Below are 18,180 nucleotides of genomic sequence, written 5' to 3'. Positions count from 1 at the left end.
GGTCTCCTTTTTACTGTTGCAAATTATCAATTATTTAACTTTAATATGCGGCAACTGATGTTTCTTATATTCTTCATATCCGGATAACGCAAGAAGCAAAAGCAGATCTCTCTGGGGACCCTTCCAAGATTCTGTGTGTTCATACCATTCGTGGATGGTGTGCTCTCCGCCGCCTTTGCCGCCCCAGCCTACGGTAATGGCGGGGATTCCCAGACTGATGGGGATATTGGCGTCGGTGCTGGCGGCACCGATGTATAGAGTTTCCATGCCAAGTGCCTGGTTTGCTGCAATGGCAGCCTGGACGATCTGACAGGACTTGTCCTGGGTTCCGGCCGGACGCTTGCCTTTTTGTTCGAAGGTGACAGTGATGCGGTTGTCTTTGTCCTCCCAACGGGCATTTTCCTCCTGCACGGCATTTTCTATAGCCTGGTGAAATTTTGCAGACAATTTTTCAAGCTCGCCAGCATCCACAGAACGCATGTCCACCAGCATAGAGCATTCTGCCGCAATTACATTTACGGAAGTGCCGCCGTTTATTACGCCTACGCTGAAGGTGGTTTTCGGGTTCTTGGGTGTCTGGAAATCACTGATTTTCGCAATGGCTCTGCCCATTGCATGAATCGGATTGGGGATTCCGAAGCCCGTGAAGCTGTGACCGCCAGTTCCGTGGAAGGTCACCAGGTAACGTTCGCTGCCGACTGCCTGATAGATGATTCCGGAGGTGTTTTTATCGTCGATGGAGATAAAACCGTCATAATGATTTTCTAATTCATTTGCAAATGTACGGCTCTTTATAGCTTCTGTCTTCCCGGAAATCTGAACATTTTCCATGGCTTCTGTCTTTTGGGAAACAGTAGTCTTGGACATGTCTTTAAACGCATGCTTAATTCCCCTCAAGTCGCCAAGACCTTCTTCGCACACATTCGCACAGAAAATAATATCTCCCTCACCGCGAATTCCTGTGGCATTCAGTGCTCTTGCCAAGCTGAGCAGCTCTGCTACCGCCCTTGTGTCGTCCCCGATTCCCGGACAGCTGTAGCGTTCTCCTTCTTTCTTCAAAGTAAGATCTGTCTCCCTTGGAAAAACGGTATCCGTATGTCCCGCAATCATAATCCGCGGTCCATTTCCAGTCCCTTTCCAGGTTCCCAGCACATTTCCCACCTCATCAATATGCACATCTGAAAGCCCGGCATCTACCATCTTCTTCCGGACATATTCTGCTTTCTCCCCTTCTTCATAAGAAGGCGCCGGAATCTGACACATTTCCAGGTGCTCACGTAAGGTTCTTTCGTCATCCTCCCGCAGAAATTGTAAAGCTTCCTGCACGTCTGTACATTTTAGCAATTCATCCATAACCTTTACCTCTCAATCATGGAAAAAGTCAGCAAGTTCCAGCCTTCCCAGCCCAAACCTCCTGACTTTTTTACCTCTTTATTATCTCTTCGTCACTACACACAGCGTTTCTGTGTGGTATCTTCCTGGAGGATTAGCAGCAATTGACAGTTCAGCGCTGCATTACGACGGTCCGCGTGGAATACGCCATGCAGATCCGCGTCCCTCGAACACTATAATCTCTCCAACAACCTCTCCAGGTCCGCATAGCTCTCAATATTATTAGACTCCCTGCGAAGCCCTGCGCTATGCGGCATCCCTGCTGTATACCATGCCACATGCTTGCGCATCTCCCGGATTCCGATGAATTCACCCTTCATTTCAATCTGAGCCCGCGCATGCTTCAGGATCATCGCTTTCACCTCTGCCAGAGAAGGTCTTGCCAGCTCTTCCCCTGTTGCAAAATAGTGATTCATCTCCCGGAAAATCCATGGATTTCCTTCCACAGCACGCCCGATCATCACCGCATCACATCCGGTCTGCCGGAAAAGCGCCTCTGCCTTTTTCGGGGAATCCACATCCCCATTTCCAATCACCGGAATGGAAACCGCTCCTTTAATCCTGGCAATGGTCTCCCAGTCTGCTGTCCCGGAATAATACTGCTGCCGAGTCCGGCCATGAACTGCAATGGCTGCTGCCCCGGCATCCTCCACACGCTTTGCAATCTCTACAATATCCACCGGCTCATTCTCAAAGCCAATACGGACTTTCACTGTCAGCGGCTTCTGAATGGCAGAAGAAACGCATTTCACGATCTCCACGATCAGATCCGGATTCTTGAGAAGTGCGGAACCCTCCCCATTATTTACCACCTTCGGCACCGGACATCCCATATTAATGTCCAGAATATCAAAAGGCTCTTCTTCAATCTCTTTCGCCACCTCTGCCATCAGCTCTGGCTCGCTGCCAAAGAGCTGCATGGAAATAGGATGTTCCACCGGATCGATTTCCATCAAAGCTCTGGTATTCTTGTTTTTATAGGAAATAGCCTTGGCACTGATCATCTCCATACAGAGAAGTCCAGCGCCCTGCTCCTTGCAAAGCCTGCGAAAAGCAAGGTCAGTAACTCCGGCCATAGGCGCCAGGACAAACCGGTTTGAAATTTCTACATTTCCGATTTTCCACTTCATTTCCTTTGGAACTTCATATCTCAACTTAGAATCTAAATTACTACTCATATCACCTTAATTACTTTCATATTTGATGTGTAACTATTCAATCCCTTCACAATTACTCGCTCCGCGAATAGTCACTCAAATGTCACATCTGATGAGCTGCTGTTTTCCCTGTTTATCAGCTTATCCACACAGCTTACTCTTCTGTCTTCTCTTTATCCACATCTTCCCCAAGGAAAAACACACGGTAATACATTTCCAGAGATTCCAGAAGTTCTTCTTTCTCCACACGCAGCTGCTTGATCTTCAGCGCGCCACCGATATCATCATAAAATCCGTCAGCCTCTGTAGCTTCCGTTTTAAATTGCAGATTTCCGTGATCATCAAATTCCAATGTGAAAATTCCGCCAATCTCTTCTGTGAAAAGAACGCACATGATCTGCAGTTCCTTCTTTACATGATCTGGCAGAGAATCAAAGTCTTTATTAAAATAGTATTTCTGCTCATAGGCACTTGCACCGCAAAGTACTACATTCTCCTGATACAATTAAGTCCCACCTTTCTATTTTTACACATAACTATACAAACCGCGCACCGAAACCTCACCAGCGCTGACGGCTGTGACCGTTCCATCCTCTTTTTCCACAAGAAGCTCGCCGCCATCTGTAATGCCTCTGGCAATGCCCTCATAAGGCTCTTTCGCCAGCACACGCACCGGCTGATTGTAATTGGCAAGGATGCTCTCATATTCATCCTTCAGCCCGCTAAGATCACAGGTTGCTGCAAATTTCTCGTAATATCCCTCAAAAGCTTCCATTACAAGCCCCGGGATCTGACTTCTGTCAAATTCCCTGCCTGCCTCCAGATAAAGAGAGGTCGCCTTATCTGCCATCTCCTCTGGAAACCCTTTGATATTTACATTAATTCCCACTCCGATAACCGCATAGTCGATTTTTCCATCGCGGACACCCATTTCGGTAAGGATTCCGCATATTTTCTTGTGGGAAACCACCACATCGTTTGGCCATTTAATACTTACGTCAAAGCCAAGATTCTTTACGGCCTTTGCCACTGCCATGCCCATTACAAGCGTAAGGGTTGGCGCATACTGAGGCTCAAATTTCGGTCTGAGAAGAATGCTCATCATAACCGACGTACCCTCTGGCACCTCCCAGGAACGGCCAAGACGGCCTCTGCCTGCCGACTGAAACTCTGCCAGAGCAAGAGTTCCCTCAGGAGCGCTTTCTTTCGCCAGACGCTTGATCCATAAATTGGTAGAATCCATTTCTCTTGCAAAATGGACGGTTTTGCCCGCCCATTTTGTATGTATCTGATCTGCAATTGTGTTCTCGTTATAGACGCTGCCAGCTGCAGCTCCTTCACGTAATTCTTTCTCTGAAATCATTTTTCAGATACCCTTTCTATAGCCAAATCATTTATTCTCAGGCTCTCCTAATGTAGCAACCATAACTGCCTTGATTGTATGCATACGGTTCTCAGCCTCGTCAAATACCTTGGAAGCCGGGGACTCGAATACTTCGTCTGTTACTTCCATGTCAGTCAGGTTGAAGCGCTCGCCCATCTCTTTGCCGATCTTTGTCTTAAGATCGTGAAATGCTGGCAGGCAGTGAAGGAAAATAGCTTTCTCCCCTGCATTCTTCATAACTGCAGATGTTACCTTATATGGTGTCAGATCATGGATTCTCTCTTCCCATACTGCATCCGGCTCGCCCATGGATACCCATACATCTGTGTAAATAACGTCTGCGTCCTTAGTTCCAGCTTCTACATCCTCTGTAAGAGTGATGGTTGCGCCGGACTGGGCTGCGTACTCTTTACACTGTGCAACTAACTCATCATTTGGGAAATATTTCTTGCTGGTGCAGGCTACGAAATGCATGCCAAGCTTGGAGCAGGCTACCATCAGGGAGTTACCCATGTTGTAACGGGCGTCGCCCATGTATACCAGCTTAATTCCTTTCAGATATCCGAAATGCTCACGGATGGTAAGCATATCTGCTAGCATCTGGGTTGGATGATACTCGTTTGTCAGACCGTTCCAAACCGGAACACCTGCGTATTTTGCAAGGTCTTCTACGATCTCCTGGCCAAATCCACGATACTCAATACCATCATACATTCTTCCAAGAACTCTTGCTGTATCCGCAATGCTCTCTTTCTTACCAATCTGGGAACCAGTCGGATCCAGGTATGTGCTTCCCATTCCAAGATCATGTGCAGCAACTTCGAAGGAACAACGTGTTCTTGTGCTGGTCTTCTCGAAGATCAGAGCGATATTTTTGCCCTTGTAATACTCGGTAAGCTCGCCTGCTTTTTTCTTTGCTTTTAACTCAGCGGATAAATCAAGAAGATGCAGAATTTCCTCTGGTGTAAAGTCTTTCAGTGTCAAAAAATTTCTGCCTTTTAAGTTCATAATAATTCTCCTCTATCTTCCTGGTGCCAGGCAAAGTACCTGGCACCATTTTTCTCTACTTTATGCTTTCCATTAGCCAGTGGTACAAGTCTTCCAATCTTTCACTTTCCAGACCGGCCATGTTCAGCTTTCATCTCAGTAATTCCTTCGTTCCGAGAACGTTACTCTTCTTTCTTATCCTTCTCATCCACAACAACTTCCTTCAAAGAAGCTGCCAGTCCTGCCAGGTTCTGGATCTCGGATGGGATGATGATCTTGGTAGACTTGCCGTCTGCCACTTTTGCAAGAGCCTCGAAGCTCTTCAGGGTAAGAACTGCATTGTCAGCGCCTGCCTCTTTGATCATGCGAAGACCTTCTGCATTCGCCTTCTGAACCTTGAGAACTGCCTCTGCCTGACCTTCTGCCTCTTTGATCATACGCTCTTTCTGAGCCTCTGCACGAAGAATTGCGGCCTGTTTCTCAGCCTCTGCATCAAGAATTGCAGACTCTTTTTTACCCTCAGCAACAAGAATGGTGGATTTCTTCTCACCTTCTGCGATCAGGATGGCCTCACGTCTCTCACGCTCTGCCTTCATCTGCTTCTCCATAGCTTCCTGGATAGCAGCCGGAGGAATGATGTTCTTAAGCTCTACACGGTTTACCTTGATTCCCCATGGATCTGTTGCCACATCAAGGGAGGCACGCATCTTGGTGTTGATCACCTCACGGGAAGTCAATGTCTCATCCAGCTCCATATCACCGATGATGTTACGCAGAGTAGTTGCGGAAAGATTCTCGATAGCCATGATCGGATTCTCAACACCGTATGCATAAAGCTTCGGATCTGTGATCTGGAAAAATACGACTGTGTCGATCTGCATGGTTACGTTATCTTTTGTGATAACCGGCTGTGGTGGGAAATCTACAACCTGCTCTTTCAGATTAACCTTTCTTGCCACGCGCTCTACAAACGGAAGTTTGAAGTGTACGCCGGTTCCCCATGTTGCCTGATAAGCGCCTAAACGCTCAAGTACGATCGCATATGCCTGGGGTACGATGCGGATGCAGGATGCCAGAATCCACAGCACCAGAATGATAACGATCAGTAAAACTAAGATACTTCCCATATTTGTACCTCCTATTTTTATTTGATTTTACTGCTAAATTTTTATGCAGTAATTTATTATAACCATTCAGTAATCCTATCGAAACCGAATAGCTACAATTTTTAATTAACATTGCGCAGAATCAAAACCGTTACTGTGGACGCACAATAAGCCGAACGCCATGAACTGCCTCGATCACCACTACAGTCCCCACCGGAATTGTTACGCTGTCTTCGGATGTCCGGGCCATCCATTCAATGTCGTTAATACGCACCTGGCCAGTCTGGGCCAGATTGTCGATCTGCTGGATCACAACAGCGCTTTTCCCCAGAAGACCTTCCACATTTGTTTTCTCTGTGCCCTTATTCATAAGCTTCAAAGCCGCTGGCCTTGTGAAAAGGAGCAGCACAAGTGAAACACAGAAAAACAGAAGAAGCTGCGGCACGATTCCCATCCCAACACCAGCTACTATAGCGGCAACAAGCGCGCCTCCGGCAAACCAGATGGTGGTGAGTGCCGTGGTAAGCCCTTCAATAACCAGAAGCACAGCCAGTATTCCCAGCCATATAATAGGTTCCATAAGACTCCCCCTTTTTCCTACCGTCTCTGCCTTGCAGCCTCATACATGAGAATTCCAGCAGCCATGGCTGCATTCAGGGATTCTACCTTGCCGCACATCGGGATCCGGATCAGACAGTCGGCAGCTTCTGCCGCCGCTTCTGTCAGGCCGTTTCCTTCATTTCCGATAAGGAACGCTGTGCCGCCCTGATAATCCTCCTGATCATAGGAATTCTTTCCTTTCAGGTGAGCTGCAAAGGTACGGATACCTCTTTGCTCCAGTTCTGCTTTTAATGATACCACATCCTCCACATATAGGAAAGGCATTCTGTAAATAGATCCCATTGTGGAACGGATCACCTTGGGATTTGTGATATCTACGCAGGTTTTGGTAAGGAAAATACCGGAAACACCAGCACCTTCCCCAGTTCTGAAAATCGTTCCTGCATTTCCAGGATCCTGAAGATCCTCCAGAACCATTACCAGAGGTGCGTCTCCTTTCAAAATGTCTTCCACAGTCCATACTGGTTTCTTCAGCACCGTAAGGATTCCCTGTGGGGTTTTGGTGTCGCACATCTGGCGGAAAACATTGTCTGCCACGATTTCTCTTTTTTCTTCTGGAAGTGCCATGACCTGTGTCATCAAAGACTCATCCTCAGTTAATGACTCGGTTACATAAACCTTGGAGATCCAGTCCCTGGGAGCTTCCCCGAACATCTTCCGTCCCTCAGCCACAAACAGGCCCTGTTCTCTGCGGGCCTTGGCTTTCTGATTTAACTGTATGATATTTTTTACCTGTGTATTATTTGCACTGGTTATCATAAATTATCCTCCATGCTACAGCGGTTTCCGGAATTTGTTTAAATCCTCATTCCTGCCAACTGCCACCAGAATACATCCCGCTTCCAGCTTTTCAGAGGGATCCAGATTTACATTCACTGAATCGCCCTGTTTCACCGCAACCACATTGATATGGTATTTCTCACGGGCTCTGGTCTCGGAAAGGCTTTTTCCAGCCCAGTCTGCCGGAATCCGAAACTCCGCCATGCTGAAATCTGCAGACAGCTCAAACACGTCCTCAAATCCGCTGGCTGTAAAATTACGTGCAACGCGGACACCCATGGAACGCTCCGGATAGATCACCTGATCAGCACCAATCTTCTCCAGGATCCGGCCATGAAGTGAATTCATAGCCTTTGCCAGAACAAGCGGAACTCCCAGATCCTTCACCTGCATGGTCGCTGTGATACTGGCTTCCATATTCTCTGCAACTGCAATAATTGCAACATCCACATTCTGCACGCCCAGGGATTTCAGGATTCCAGGCTCGCGCACATCAGCCCGCACTGCATAAGTGACAATATCTGCAATTTCCTGAATATTCTCGTCTTTATCATCAATTGCCAAAACATCATAATCTGCATTCGCAAGTTCTTTTGCCAGGGTCATTCCAAACTGCCCCAGTCCGATAACTGCAAAGGATTTTCCGCTCATTGTAATCTCCTTTAAAATCTGCTATGAAAGCAACGGACTTTCATGCGGGATAATGTCGCCCACAGACAACATTTCTTATCCTATCATAATATTCTCTTCCGCCAGATGCACATCCTTGGTACGCTTCTGCGCACGTGAAACAACTGCTGCGCACAGTGTCAGCGGACCAATTCTTCCAAGATACATGGTAAAAATAACGATCCACTTGGCAGGTGTATTCATAACGGAAGTCAGTCCTCTGGAAAGACCTACCGTTCCAACTGCAGAAGTAAGCTCATACAGCACATCCACAAATGAAGCCTCCGGCATAACTGCAAAAATCCCCATAACGGAGACAAACAGCACACCAAACGCCATTCCCACCACAACCTGCGCGGAACGGATATAACTGCTGCGGATCTTTCTTCCGTAAACCTCTACATCCTTTTTTCCCCGAAGGTTGGTGATGATACAAAGTACAAGCACCGCAAGTGTGGTCGTCTTCACTCCGCCGGCAGTTCCCATAGGAGAACCTCCCACCAGCATAAGAAACAGACAACTCATTACACTTCCGCTGGTCAGCGCGCCCTGATCAATTGTAAAAAATCCGGCTGTTCTTGTGGTCACAGACTGAAATACCGCAGCCATCAGTTTCTGTCCAAAGGACAGTTTTCCCAAAGTGTCCGGATTATGATACTCAAAAAGGAGAATCAGAACAGTTCCTCCTGCCAGTAAAATCCCGGTTGTGGTCAACACGATCTTGCTCTGCAGACGAAGCGTCCTGAAAAATCTGCCAGGAGAAAGCTTCTTTTGAAAAACCATTTTTATCTTTTTCCCAAGATCCCACCATACGGTGAAGCCAAGTCCGGAAGCAATGATCAGCCCAATAGTGGTAATATTCAGCAAAGGATTGGTTACATAATCTGCCAGACTGTTCTCTCCAAGAAGGTCGATCCCCGCATTGCAGAAGGCTGAAATCGCTGTGAAAACAGCCTGCGCCAGCCCCTTTACCAGTCCAAATCTTGGAACAAAGCAGAAGGCGTAGCCGATCGCTCCGATTCCTTCTGCCGCAAATACGCAGAGAACCACTTTTCTCACCACTGTTACCAGACCGGACATCTGCTCCAGATTGTAGGACTCTTGGATCATCCGGCGGTTTCTCAGACTGATCTTTTTATTCAGGGAAATAAAAATAATGCTGGCAAGAGCGATCAGGCCAATTCCGCCAATCTGTATCAGCAGAAGGATCACCAGCTTACCGATCAGACTCCAGTGGGTGGCCGTAGTCACCGTCACAAGCCCGGTTACGCATACGCAGGTAGTGGCTGTAAACATGGCATCTGAGAACGAAGTGGTCTGGCCTGCTGCGGTACAGAAGGGCAGCCATAAAATTAGTCCTCCTACAAAAATTACCCCAGCGAAGCTAAGGGTAATAATCTGTGCCGTATTCAGTTTGTGCAATTTATATTGCAGGTTTTGAATGAACATAAGCATCCTTTATGTTATTATTCACTGAAGGCATCACAAAATGCACTTTTGTGGAGAATTCAGTAATCAATAACTCTTTTATAATTACGGTCCACCTGCCGCCGGCGCACCGGGATAATCCCCGGGACACACGGCTAAAACAAAGTGAACCGTTTTATTGCTATTATTTCTTATAGTTATGAGAAAGGGACTCGCAAACTTCCCACATATATGGAGTTACGCTCTTCTCCATTGCAAGAGCTTCATTGATATCGAAATCAACGAAATCACCATGGCGGTATCCAACAACACGGCTCTTCTTGCCTTCCAGAAGAAGGTCTACTGCCATAGCACCCATCATGGATGCATATACACGGTCTTTACATGTCGGGCTTCCACCACGCTGCATGTGACCAAGGATAGTAGCACGTGTCTCGATTCCTGTAGCAGCCTCAATACGGGTTGCCATAGCCTGTGAATGACCGATACCCTCTGCATTGATGATGATGTGGTGTTTCTTACCCATCTTACGGCTCTCAATAATGTTATTGATCAGCTTCTGCTCATCATAGTCATATTTCTCAGGGATCAGAACGTCCTCAGCTCCGTTGGCGATACCGCACCACAGTGCAAGCCAGCCGGCACCACGTCCCATAACCTCGATGATACTGCATCTCTCATGGGAAGTAGAAGTATCACGAACCTTATCGATTGCTTCCATAGCTGTGTTAACAGCGGTATCAAAACCGATGGTGTACTCGGTACATGCAATGTCAAGGTCGATGGTTCCTGGAATACCGATTGTATTGATTCCAAGGTTGGCAAGCTTCTGGGCTCCGGCAAAGGAACCGTCTCCACCGATTACAACAAGTCCGTCAATACCATGCTTGCGGCAGATCTCTGCACCACGCTGCTGTCCTTCCGGTGTACGGAACTCAGCACATCTTGCAGTGTAAAGAATTGTACCACCACGCTCGATGGTGTCGGATACATCTCTTGCTGTCATGTCGATGATCTCTTCATTTAAAAGGCCGTTATAACCTTTCTGAATACCTTTTACTTTAAGTCCGCTGGAAAGTCCACGTCTAACAACTGCACGGATTGCAGCATTCATTCCAGGAGCGTCACCGCCACTGGTCAGGACACCAATGGTCTTAACTTTGTTTTCTGCCATAATAATCTCCTCCATCTTATGAATCGTCGGGAGCTGTGTCTCCGTTTAGTGGAAACGCCCTCGTTTTTCTATACACATATTCAGTATTAGTTTATAGCATTTTTAAAGGTTTTTCAAGACTTTTTCCACTACTTTAACATTGTTCTCACCATATTTTTTCATCATCTGGCAAAGCCAGTCATCCTGCAGGTTCACATGGTATGCTGCGGACAGTTTTTTCATGGCTTTTACGTCCTTCAGGTAGACCACAACACTGTCAGTTCCCTGGGATTTCCGAAGATCTTCCAGCAGTCCTTTTTCCTTCTGGCTGTAGTCGTCCTTGCTCTCAAACTGGATCCAGAGTTCTCTTGGAATATCGGAAAAAGGACGGACTTTTTCCAGGATCAGCTTGCTGGCCTTGTCGTCCTCAGCGGATACACGGCCCTGGATAAATACACGGGCATCTTCGTTTATCATGTTCTGCCACTTCTCGTAATCTCTTGGAAAAACCATAACCTCTACAGTTCCAAGCAGATCCTCCAGGGTGAGGAACGCCATGACTTTATTGTTCTTGGTATATTTTACATTTTTCTCCGTGATCATACCGCCAACGATAACCTTCTGATTATCCCTTACCTTGGACTCATCCGGCTCACCGCCTTCATGGTCATCTTCATCTGAAGGCTGGAAATCAATAGTTCTGGCAGAGATCATTTTCTCCATGATACTGCGGTAACGGTCAAGGGGATGTCCGCTCAGATAAATGCCAAGAACCTCTTTTTCATAGGCCAGAATGGTCTCCTTGTCGTATTCTTCCAGGTTGGGCATACGGATCTCGAATTCTTTCTTATCCTCCTCGCTGGCAATGTCAAAAAGGCTCAGCTGTCCGGCCATGGACTGCTTCTTATTACGGGAAATGTCGTCCACGATCTGACCAAAAACGATCATTTTCTGGTGGCGATTTCCTTCCAGGCAATCCAGGGCGCCTGCCTTGATAAAGTTCTCAATGGCGCGCTTGTTCACAGCTTCAATATTCCGCTCGATAAAGTTCTTCATGGAAAGATATTCGCCGTGTTCCCTTCGCTCTGCCACGATTGCCTCGATAACCGGACGTCCTACACTCTTAATGGCGGAAAGGGCATAGAGGATGGAGCCTCCTGATACGGAAAAGCCGTACTCTCCTTTATTGATATCCGGCGGCAGAATAGGGATGTTCATCTGACGGCAGACCTGAATATACTCGGCAACCTTGGCCGGCTTATCAATAACAGAGGTCATCAGGGCGGCCATGTATTCTACCGGATAATAGTATTTCAGGAAAGCGGTCTGGTAGGTAACATAAGCGTATGCAGCAGCATGGGATTTATTAAAAGCATACTGTGCAAAATCGATCATTTCATCGTAGATCTTATTTGCGATCTTTTCATCAATTCCATTCTTAATACAACCTGGAACCCCTTCCGCTTCATTTCCGTAAACGAAGGCCTGGCGTTCTTTCTCCATGACGCTAAGCTTCTTCTTGGACATAGCCCGGCGGAGAAGGTCGCTTCGTCCCAGGGTGAATCCAGCAAGGCTCTGTACGATCTGCATAACCTGCTCCTGATACACGATACAGCCATGGGTTGCCTTCAGGATGGGCTCCAGCTGTGGGCAATCATAGTGGATGGTGTCCGGGCGGTTCTTGCCCCGGATGTACTGGGGGATGAAATCCATGGGGCCTGGGCGGTACAGGGAAATTCCGGCGATCACGTCCTCAAGGCTGTGAGGCTTCAGCTCTTTCATGAAGCCCTTCATTCCGCCGCTCTCCAGCTGGAAAACACCGTCGGTACGTCCGGTTCCAAGGGAATCCAGTACCTTCTGGTCGTTGTAGTCTATTTTCTGCATATCAAGGGATATGCCATAGTTTTTCTTTACATTTTTTACTGCGTTGTTGATAACAGTCAGGGTTCGAAGACCAAGGAAATCCATTTTCAGAAGTCCAAGCTCTTCCAACGTGGTCATGACGAACTGGGTGACGATGGTTCCGTCCTGGGCTCTGGAAAGAGGCACGTATTCGGAAACATCCTTCTGGCTGATCACTACACCAGCGGCATGCATGGAGGTATGTCTTGGAAGACCTTCCAGACGTTTTGCCATGTCGATCAGGTGATGGACATCCGGCTGCTCGTCATATGCTTTCTTCAGCTCCGGGTTTACTTCCATGGCCTTGTCGATAGTGACAACTTTTACATTGGGAATCTTGGCAGGAACCATTTTCGCAATAGAGTCCACCTGGGCGTAGGGCATGTCAAGGACACGGCCTACGTCACGGATAACACCACGGGCTGCCAGGGTACCGAAGGTAACGATCTGGACCACGCAGTCTTTGCCGTATTTGCGCACAACGTAGTCGATTACTTCCTGTCTGCGCTCGAAGCCAAAGTCCACGTCAATATCGGGCATGGAAACTCGTTCCGGATTCAGGAAACGCTCAAACAGGAGGTCGTATTTAATAGGGTCAAGCAGGGTGATTCCCAGAGTGTAGGCTACAATACTTCCGGCCGCGGAGCCTCGTCCGGGACCTACTTCAATGCCGTTTTTGCGGGCGTAGTGGATGAAGTCCCATACAATGAGGAAGTAGTCAACGTAACCCATATTTTTGATGGTGTTCAGCTCATATTCCAGGCGCTCCCGAAGTTCTGGGGTGACCGGATCGTACAGGCGTTCCAGGCCTTCGAAGCAAAGCTTGTTCAGGTATTCCCAGGAAGTGTAACCCTCTGGGACATCGAATCTAGGCAGCTTGGTTACGCCGAATTCGATTTCTACGTGGCAGCGCTGGGCGATCTTGTGGGTGTTCTCCAGGGCTTCCAATGCATATGGGAAAAGGGCTGCCATTTCCCGTTCGGATTTCACGTAGTACTGGCCGCCTTCGTAGCGCATACGGTCTGTGTCGGAGAGCTTCTTGCCTGTCTGGAGGCAGAGAAGGATGTCGTGAGGGTCAGCGTCTTCTTTATAGGTGTAGTGAATGTCGTTGGTGGCTACCAGGTCGATTCCGGTCTCCTGGTGCATGCGGAGAAGCTGCTGGTTTACGTTCTGCTGTTCCGGGATCCCGTGGTCCTGGAGCTCCAGGAAAAAGTTGCCCTTGCCGAAGATTTCCTGGTAGCGGAGGGCGGCTTTCTTGGCGTCGGGGTACATGCCCCGGGTGAGGAAGCGGGCTACTTCTCCTGCCAGGCAGGCACTCAGGGCGATCAGGCCTTCATGGTATTCGCGGAGAAGGTCCAGGTCTACTCGGGGTTTATAGTAAAAGCCTTCTTTGAAGCTTTTGGATACGATTTTCATAAGGTTCTGGTAGCCCTGGTTGTTCTCTGCCAGGAGTACCAGATGGTAGTAGCGGTCGTCGCCGCTGCCGATCTCGCGGTCGAAGCGGGAGCCAGGGGCTACGTATACCTCGCAGCCGAGGATGGGGTTGATTCCGGCTGTTCTTGCTGCCCGGTAAAAGTCGATGACGCCGTACATGACGCCGTGGTCTGTGATGGCGGCGCTGTCCATCCCAAGCTCCTTTACACGGGCAACGTATTCTGTGATTTTATTGGAACCGTCCAGGAGGGAATATTCCGTGTGGACGTGGAGGTGGGTAAATGCCATTGTGAGGTCTCCTTCTTCGCAAAATAGCAAAACAATAATATTTATAATCAACTAACAGTTTAACACATACAGCATTTCTGGTAAACACCCGTTCGTATTTTTAGAAAAAAAACGGCATACCATATTTTAGGGTTCCAATATGGTATGCTGGTTTTATTATTTTCCAATAAGTGGGTGTCAGGTTTAATTATTTTTTATAAATGCGTCTGTCCTTAATTTCGATCTTGCCTTCTTTGAGAAGATGTCCAACTGCACGTTTAAACGCATTTTTGCTGAGACCGAATTCGCGTTTGATGACCTCTGGAGAGGCCTTGTCGTCGAAGGGGAGGACGCCGGCGAATTCTTCGATTACGCTGAGGACGCTCTCGGCATCTTCATTAATCTGGATGTAGGCTTTCTGGCGGTCGGTGACGTTCATCTTGCCATCTTCTTTCACCTCGGAAACCCGGAGGTCAAGGACTTCGCCTGGGCGGTATTTGCCATTGGCTTCCCTGGCAGGAATAAGGGCAGAATATTTGTCATCAACGGCTACAAATACGCCGAAGCGGTCACTGATCTCATAGACGCGGCCTTTTACGGAATCGCCTGCTACGTATGGCGTTCTGGTGGAAAGGTAGTGGTATACCTTCATGGTAGCACAGAGGCGGCTGCTCTTATCCACGTAAAGGGCTACCAGACATTCCTGGCCTTCCCGCACGTGGCTGGTCTGCTCATGGTATGGAAGAAGCAGGTCTTTCTCAAGTCCCCAGTCAAGGAATGCGCCAATCCTGGTTACCTGAAGGACCTTCAGGACTGCGGTCTGGCCTACCTGGAGAAGGGGTTCTCTGGTAGTGGCGATCAGGCGGTCTTTGGAATCTTTATAAATAAATACGTCCAGCGTGTCGCCTTCTCTGGTTCCTTCCGGAACCTGTTTGGCAGGAAGAAGCACTCTGTCTTCCTGTCCTGCATTTTTATCCGCTGCAAGGTAAACACCGAAATCTACGGTCTTTACCACAATAAGCTTCTGTTTTTTTCCTATTTCGATCATGGATTCTCCTTAATTCTGCAAGAGCGTGTCCCACCAAAACTCTTTTTTGCAAGATGTGCTTCTCAATTTGTGGGAGATTTTACCTGGATGAAGGCGGTGCAACGTGCTGCGGCAACCGAATTCAGGTGAAAAAATACCGCAAAGTGGGGCACACAGATTGCGGAAATAATTTTGCGGGCAGGCTCTATGGTTAAATACCGAATTTCAAATATATTGTAAACAAGTTCTATTTATCCAGTATAGCACACATTCCCCACCACTGTGAACATCAACTTATTGAAGTAAAGATAAAAAATGCAGAAAATCCTTTTTTGTGATTTTCTGCATTTTATTTTACGCATTTCTAAACCGGCTTAAGAAATCCCTTGTCAGAGGATCCTGCGGGTTTTCAAACAGTTCCTTCGGCGTTCTGTCTTCTACAATGACGCCGTTTGCCATGAAAATGACGCGCTTGGAAACGTCACGGGCAAATGCCATCTCATGGGTGACGATGATCATGGTCAGGCCTTCGTGTGCAAGGTCGCGCATAACCTCCAGCACCTCTCCTACCATCTGGGGATCCAGTGCGGAGGTTGGCTCGTCGAAAAGCAGGATTTCCGGTTCCATGGCAAGGGCTCTTGCGATTGCCACACGCTGTTTCTGGCCTCCGGAAAGCTGTTTTGGTTTGGCGTTAATGTATGGCGCCATTCCTACTTTTTCCAGATAATACAGGGCTTTTTTCTCAGCCTCTTCTTTGCTCTTTTTCAAAACCTTGACCTGGCCGATGGTGCAGTTTTTCAGAGCTGTCATGTTATTGAAAAGGTTAAAATTCTGGAACACCATACCTACTTTGGAACGGTATTCCGGAACGTTTACGTTCTTGCTGGTAATGTCGGTTCCGTGGTAACTGATTTCTCCGGAGGACGGAGTTTCCAGCATGTTCAGACAACGGAGCAGGGTGGATTTACCGGATCCGGAGGGGCCGATAATGCAGGTTACATCACCCGGGCTTACGGAAAAATCAATGTCTCTCAGGATCTGGTTGCTGCCGAATGCTTTTCCCAGGTGGTTCACTTCAAGGATTTTTTCACTCATGATCATTTCTCCTCCTTTTTCTTAGGGTAGGAATACAGACCACTTGTGTGAGCCAGTGTATCCGTTGTGGCAAGGTCGTAGTTCTGCGGGCCTTCCATCTTGTGTTCCAGCAGACGGAGCAGTCTGGAGCATGCAAAGGTAAGGATGAAGTACATTACCATAGCGATGGTGAAGGCTTCGAAATAGGTGTAGTAAGCTCCGGCAACGCCTTTTGTGGTGTAGAAAAGTTCTACGATTCCAATGATGGAAAGGACGCAGGTATCTTTGATGTTGATGATCAGGTTGTTGCCGATCTGAGGCATAATGTTGCGCAGAGCCTGGGGAAGAATGACGCTTATCATAGTCTGTACGTGAGTCATTCCAATGGCTTTGGCTGCCTCGGTCTGGCCTTCGTCAACAGAAAGGATTCCGCCGCGGACAGTTTCTGCCATGTAGGCTCCGGTGTTGATAGAAACTACAAAGAATGCGGCGAACCACATAGACATGTTAATGTTGAACAGGTAAGCACTTCCATAATAGATGAACATGGCCTGTACCATCATAGGTGTGCCGCGGAAAAACTCCACGTAACATGCCATAATAAATTTGAGAATTCCAACCAGTGTCTTTTTGACAGTGGAATCTCTTTTGTCTACAGGAATTGTTTGGATAATTCCAACTATAAAGCCAATAAGGCACCCTAAAAAGGTGCCTACAATGGCTATGATCATTGTATTTCCGGCTCCTGATAAAAAGGAGGAACCGTATTGCTGGAGCAGATACTGGATCCGGCCCCAGAAGGTTTCAGGAAGCATAGTTTTTATCTCCTTTACTCAGAAAGTGGCTGTACAGAAATTGCCTCGTCCATCATTGCGGTGTAATCATCTTCTGTCATTTTGTCCAGTACGCCGTTCAGGGCATCCAGAAGCTCGGTGTTGCCTTTCTGTACGGAAATACCAATATTGATGTCTTCGTCAGATACTTCGAAGGCGCCGTCTGTGCCAGAGAAATCAAGGAGCTTAAAATCCGGGTAAGCTACGCAGGCTGCCATTCCAGTAGGCATATCTGTTACAACGGCATCACATTTCCCGGACTCCAGGGCAACCAGCATAGCCGGTGCACTTTCCTGTGCCGGAAGGATGTTTGCGTCTTCGATCTGTGGCAGGCAGGAATCATACCAGATGGTATTCTGCTGGGATGTACAGGTTACGCCTTTTAAGTCTGCTACACTTGCAGCGTCTGCATAGTCTCCGTCACTTTTTACCAGGGTGACGATGGATGCATAGTAGTATGGCTCTGTGAAGTCTACCATCTGCTGGCGCTCGGAGGTAATGGACTGACCTGCGATAACACAGTCAACCTTTCCAGACTGTACAGCCGGTACCAGGGAATCCCAGTCCAGTTTCACGATTTCCAGATCGTAGCCCAGCTCGTCGCAGATTTTCTTTGCCATCATAACGTCGTAGCCATATGCGTAATCAGAGCTTCCGGAAATAGGAACTGCTCCATTGGAATCATCTGGCTGTGTCCAGTTGTATGGTGCATAGCTGCACTCCATTGCTACCTTTAATGTTTTTTTCTCTTCTGCCTGTACCATTGTAAGTCCAAGTCCCGGCATTGCGGTTACCGTAACAGCAGCTGCCATAAGACCACTTGTCATTTTTCTCCATAAATAGCTCTTTTTCATGTTTCTTTCCTCCTCTTTGTTAAACTCATTAATCACATCACAGCCGGCTTTTTCCAGCGTGTTTCCTCGTTTTGAGGTAAAAATAAAGCAATGGCGGCGTTATCACACTAAC

Annotated in this window: 17 protein-coding genes; 1 reads left to right on the top strand and 16 read right to left on the bottom strand. The window is 47.7% G+C overall.

Annotated elements, in window-relative coordinates; all coding sequences use genetic code 11:
* Window positions 1–30 precede the first annotated feature (30 nt).
* The 13 genes from ACTQ50_RS04800 to ACTQ50_RS04740 all read right to left on the bottom strand — a co-directional run bounded on the left by ACTQ50_RS04800 (window position 31) and on the right by ACTQ50_RS04740 (window position 15,328).
* Window positions 31–1,353, bottom strand: coding sequence for a M20/M25/M40 family metallo-hydrolase (locus ACTQ50_RS04800; protein ID WP_441483199.1), 1,323 nt, complete (start codon window positions 1,351–1,353; stop codon window positions 31–33).
* A gap of 212 nt (window positions 1,354–1,565) precedes the next feature.
* A complete protein-coding gene (dusB, locus tag ACTQ50_RS04795; RefSeq protein WP_441483261.1) occupies window positions 1,566–2,522 on the bottom strand; it encodes a tRNA dihydrouridine synthase DusB in 957 nt (318 codons plus the stop codon).
* Between the two features lie 181 nt (window positions 2,523–2,703).
* A complete protein-coding gene (locus ACTQ50_RS04790) occupies window positions 2,704–3,054 on the bottom strand; it encodes a DUF6145 family protein (RefSeq protein WP_295310040.1) in 351 nt (116 codons plus the stop codon).
* Window positions 3,055–3,075: 21 nt separating this feature from the next.
* Complete coding sequence (locus ACTQ50_RS04785) at window positions 3,076–3,912, bottom strand: biotin--[acetyl-CoA-carboxylase] ligase (RefSeq protein WP_441483198.1); 837 nt, start codon at window positions 3,910–3,912, stop codon at window positions 3,076–3,078.
* Between the two features lie 27 nt (window positions 3,913–3,939).
* On the bottom strand, window positions 3,940–4,941 hold the full coding sequence (gene argF / locus ACTQ50_RS04780) for an ornithine carbamoyltransferase (protein ID WP_441483197.1): 1,002 nt from the start codon (window positions 4,939–4,941) through the stop codon (window positions 3,940–3,942).
* A 161-nt stretch (window positions 4,942–5,102) separates the two neighbouring features.
* Window positions 5,103–6,047: an SPFH domain-containing protein gene (locus ACTQ50_RS04775; protein WP_226822208.1), complete on the bottom strand. Its 945-nt coding sequence runs from the start codon at window positions 6,045–6,047 to the stop codon at window positions 5,103–5,105.
* A 130-nt stretch (window positions 6,048–6,177) separates the two neighbouring features.
* Window positions 6,178–6,606 (bottom strand): NfeD family protein, encoded by a 429-nt coding sequence (locus tag ACTQ50_RS04770; RefSeq protein ID WP_441483196.1) that lies wholly within the window; start codon window positions 6,604–6,606, stop codon window positions 6,178–6,180.
* Window positions 6,607–6,623: 17 nt separating this feature from the next.
* A complete protein-coding gene (locus ACTQ50_RS04765; protein ID WP_441483195.1) occupies window positions 6,624–7,406 on the bottom strand; it encodes a TrmH family RNA methyltransferase in 783 nt (260 codons plus the stop codon).
* Window positions 7,407–7,421: 15 nt separating this feature from the next.
* Window positions 7,422–8,078: a potassium channel family protein gene (locus ACTQ50_RS04760; protein WP_441483194.1), complete on the bottom strand. Its 657-nt coding sequence runs from the start codon at window positions 8,076–8,078 to the stop codon at window positions 7,422–7,424.
* A 75-nt stretch (window positions 8,079–8,153) separates the two neighbouring features.
* Window positions 8,154–9,545: a TrkH family potassium uptake protein gene (locus tag ACTQ50_RS04755; protein ID WP_441483193.1), complete on the bottom strand. Its 1,392-nt coding sequence runs from the start codon at window positions 9,543–9,545 to the stop codon at window positions 8,154–8,156.
* 163 nt (window positions 9,546–9,708) lie between these two features.
* On the bottom strand, window positions 9,709–10,698 hold the full coding sequence (gene pfkA, locus ACTQ50_RS04750) for a 6-phosphofructokinase (protein ID WP_226822218.1): 990 nt from the start codon (window positions 10,696–10,698) through the stop codon (window positions 9,709–9,711).
* Window positions 10,699–10,800: 102 nt separating this feature from the next.
* The gene (locus ACTQ50_RS04745) at window positions 10,801–14,301 is read right to left on the bottom strand and encodes a DNA polymerase III subunit alpha (RefSeq protein ID WP_441483192.1); all 3,501 of its coding nucleotides are present in this window, start codon (window positions 14,299–14,301) and stop codon (window positions 10,801–10,803) included.
* Between the two features lie 187 nt (window positions 14,302–14,488).
* Window positions 14,489–15,328, bottom strand: a complete 840-nt coding sequence (locus ACTQ50_RS04740; RefSeq protein WP_441483191.1) for a CvfB family protein — start codon at window positions 15,326–15,328, stop codon at window positions 14,489–14,491.
* Between the two features lie 2 nt (window positions 15,329–15,330).
* Between ACTQ50_RS04740 and ACTQ50_RS04735 the strand changes: the two genes are divergently transcribed.
* The gene (locus ACTQ50_RS04735; protein ID WP_441483260.1) at window positions 15,331–15,522 is read left to right on the top strand and encodes a DUF6783 domain-containing protein; all 192 of its coding nucleotides are present in this window, start codon (window positions 15,331–15,333) and stop codon (window positions 15,520–15,522) included.
* A 139-nt stretch (window positions 15,523–15,661) separates the two neighbouring features.
* On the opposite strand, the gene ACTQ50_RS04730 is transcribed toward ACTQ50_RS04735, so the two are convergent.
* The 3 genes from ACTQ50_RS04730 to ACTQ50_RS04720 are packed head-to-tail and all read right to left on the bottom strand — an operon-like array spanning window position 15,662 to window position 17,999.
* The gene (locus ACTQ50_RS04730; protein WP_441483190.1) at window positions 15,662–16,402 is read right to left on the bottom strand and encodes an amino acid ABC transporter ATP-binding protein; all 741 of its coding nucleotides are present in this window, start codon (window positions 16,400–16,402) and stop codon (window positions 15,662–15,664) included.
* Between the two features lie 2 nt (window positions 16,403–16,404).
* A complete protein-coding gene (locus ACTQ50_RS04725) occupies window positions 16,405–17,196 on the bottom strand; it encodes an amino acid ABC transporter permease (protein WP_441483189.1) in 792 nt (263 codons plus the stop codon).
* Window positions 17,197–17,210: 14 nt separating this feature from the next.
* Window positions 17,211–17,999 (bottom strand): transporter substrate-binding domain-containing protein, encoded by a 789-nt coding sequence (locus ACTQ50_RS04720; protein ID WP_441483259.1) that lies wholly within the window; start codon window positions 17,997–17,999, stop codon window positions 17,211–17,213.
* Between the last annotated feature and the right edge of the window lie 181 nt (window positions 18,000–18,180).

It is taken from the genome of Blautia sp. Sow4_E7, assembly GCF_052116245.1.
In the GTDB taxonomy this organism is placed as follows: domain Bacteria; phylum Bacillota; class Clostridia; order Lachnospirales; family Lachnospiraceae; genus Blautia_A.
Note: the sequence above shows the minus strand (reverse complement) of the source record. Positions and strands in the feature narration are given on the sequence as shown.

Excerpts from the sequence above, each read along its gene's own strand:
- pfkA (WP_226822218.1), bottom strand. The coding sequence starts at position 10,698 with ATGGCAGAAAACAAAGTTAAGACCATTGGTGTCCTGACCAGTGGCGGT.
- ACTQ50_RS04730 (WP_441483190.1), bottom strand. The coding sequence starts at position 16,402 with ATGAGTGAAAAAATCCTTGAAGTGAACCACCTGGGAAAAGCATTCGGC.
- ACTQ50_RS04745 (WP_441483192.1), bottom strand. The coding sequence starts at position 14,301 with ATGGCATTTACCCACCTCCACGTCCACACGGAATATTCCCTCCTGGAC.
- ACTQ50_RS04720 (WP_441483259.1), bottom strand. The coding sequence starts at position 17,999 with ATGCCGGGACTTGGACTTACAATGGTACAGGCAGAAGAGAAAAAAACA.
- ACTQ50_RS04740 (WP_441483191.1), bottom strand. The coding sequence starts at position 15,328 with ATGATCGAAATAGGAAAAAAACAGAAGCTTATTGTGGTAAAGACCGTA.
- ACTQ50_RS04785 (WP_441483198.1), bottom strand. The coding sequence starts at position 3,912 with ATGATTTCAGAGAAAGAATTACGTGAAGGAGCTGCAGCTGGCAGCGTC.
- ACTQ50_RS04775 (WP_226822208.1), bottom strand. The coding sequence starts at position 6,047 with ATGGGAAGTATCTTAGTTTTACTGATCGTTATCATTCTGGTGCTGTGG.
- ACTQ50_RS04725 (WP_441483189.1), bottom strand. The coding sequence starts at position 17,196 with ATGCTTCCTGAAACCTTCTGGGGCCGGATCCAGTATCTGCTCCAGCAA.
- ACTQ50_RS04760 (WP_441483194.1), bottom strand. The coding sequence starts at position 8,078 with ATGAGCGGAAAATCCTTTGCAGTTATCGGACTGGGGCAGTTTGGAATG.
- ACTQ50_RS04755 (WP_441483193.1), bottom strand. The coding sequence starts at position 9,545 with ATGTTCATTCAAAACCTGCAATATAAATTGCACAAACTGAATACGGCA.
- argF (WP_441483197.1), bottom strand. The coding sequence starts at position 4,941 with ATGAACTTAAAAGGCAGAAATTTTTTGACACTGAAAGACTTTACACCA.
- dusB (WP_441483261.1), bottom strand. The coding sequence starts at position 2,522 with ATGAAGTGGAAAATCGGAAATGTAGAAATTTCAAACCGGTTTGTCCTG.
- ACTQ50_RS04800 (WP_441483199.1), bottom strand. The coding sequence starts at position 1,353 with ATGGATGAATTGCTAAAATGTACAGACGTGCAGGAAGCTTTACAATTT.
- ACTQ50_RS04765 (WP_441483195.1), bottom strand. The coding sequence starts at position 7,406 with ATGATAACCAGTGCAAATAATACACAGGTAAAAAATATCATACAGTTA.
- ACTQ50_RS04770 (WP_441483196.1), bottom strand. The coding sequence starts at position 6,606 with ATGGAACCTATTATATGGCTGGGAATACTGGCTGTGCTTCTGGTTATT.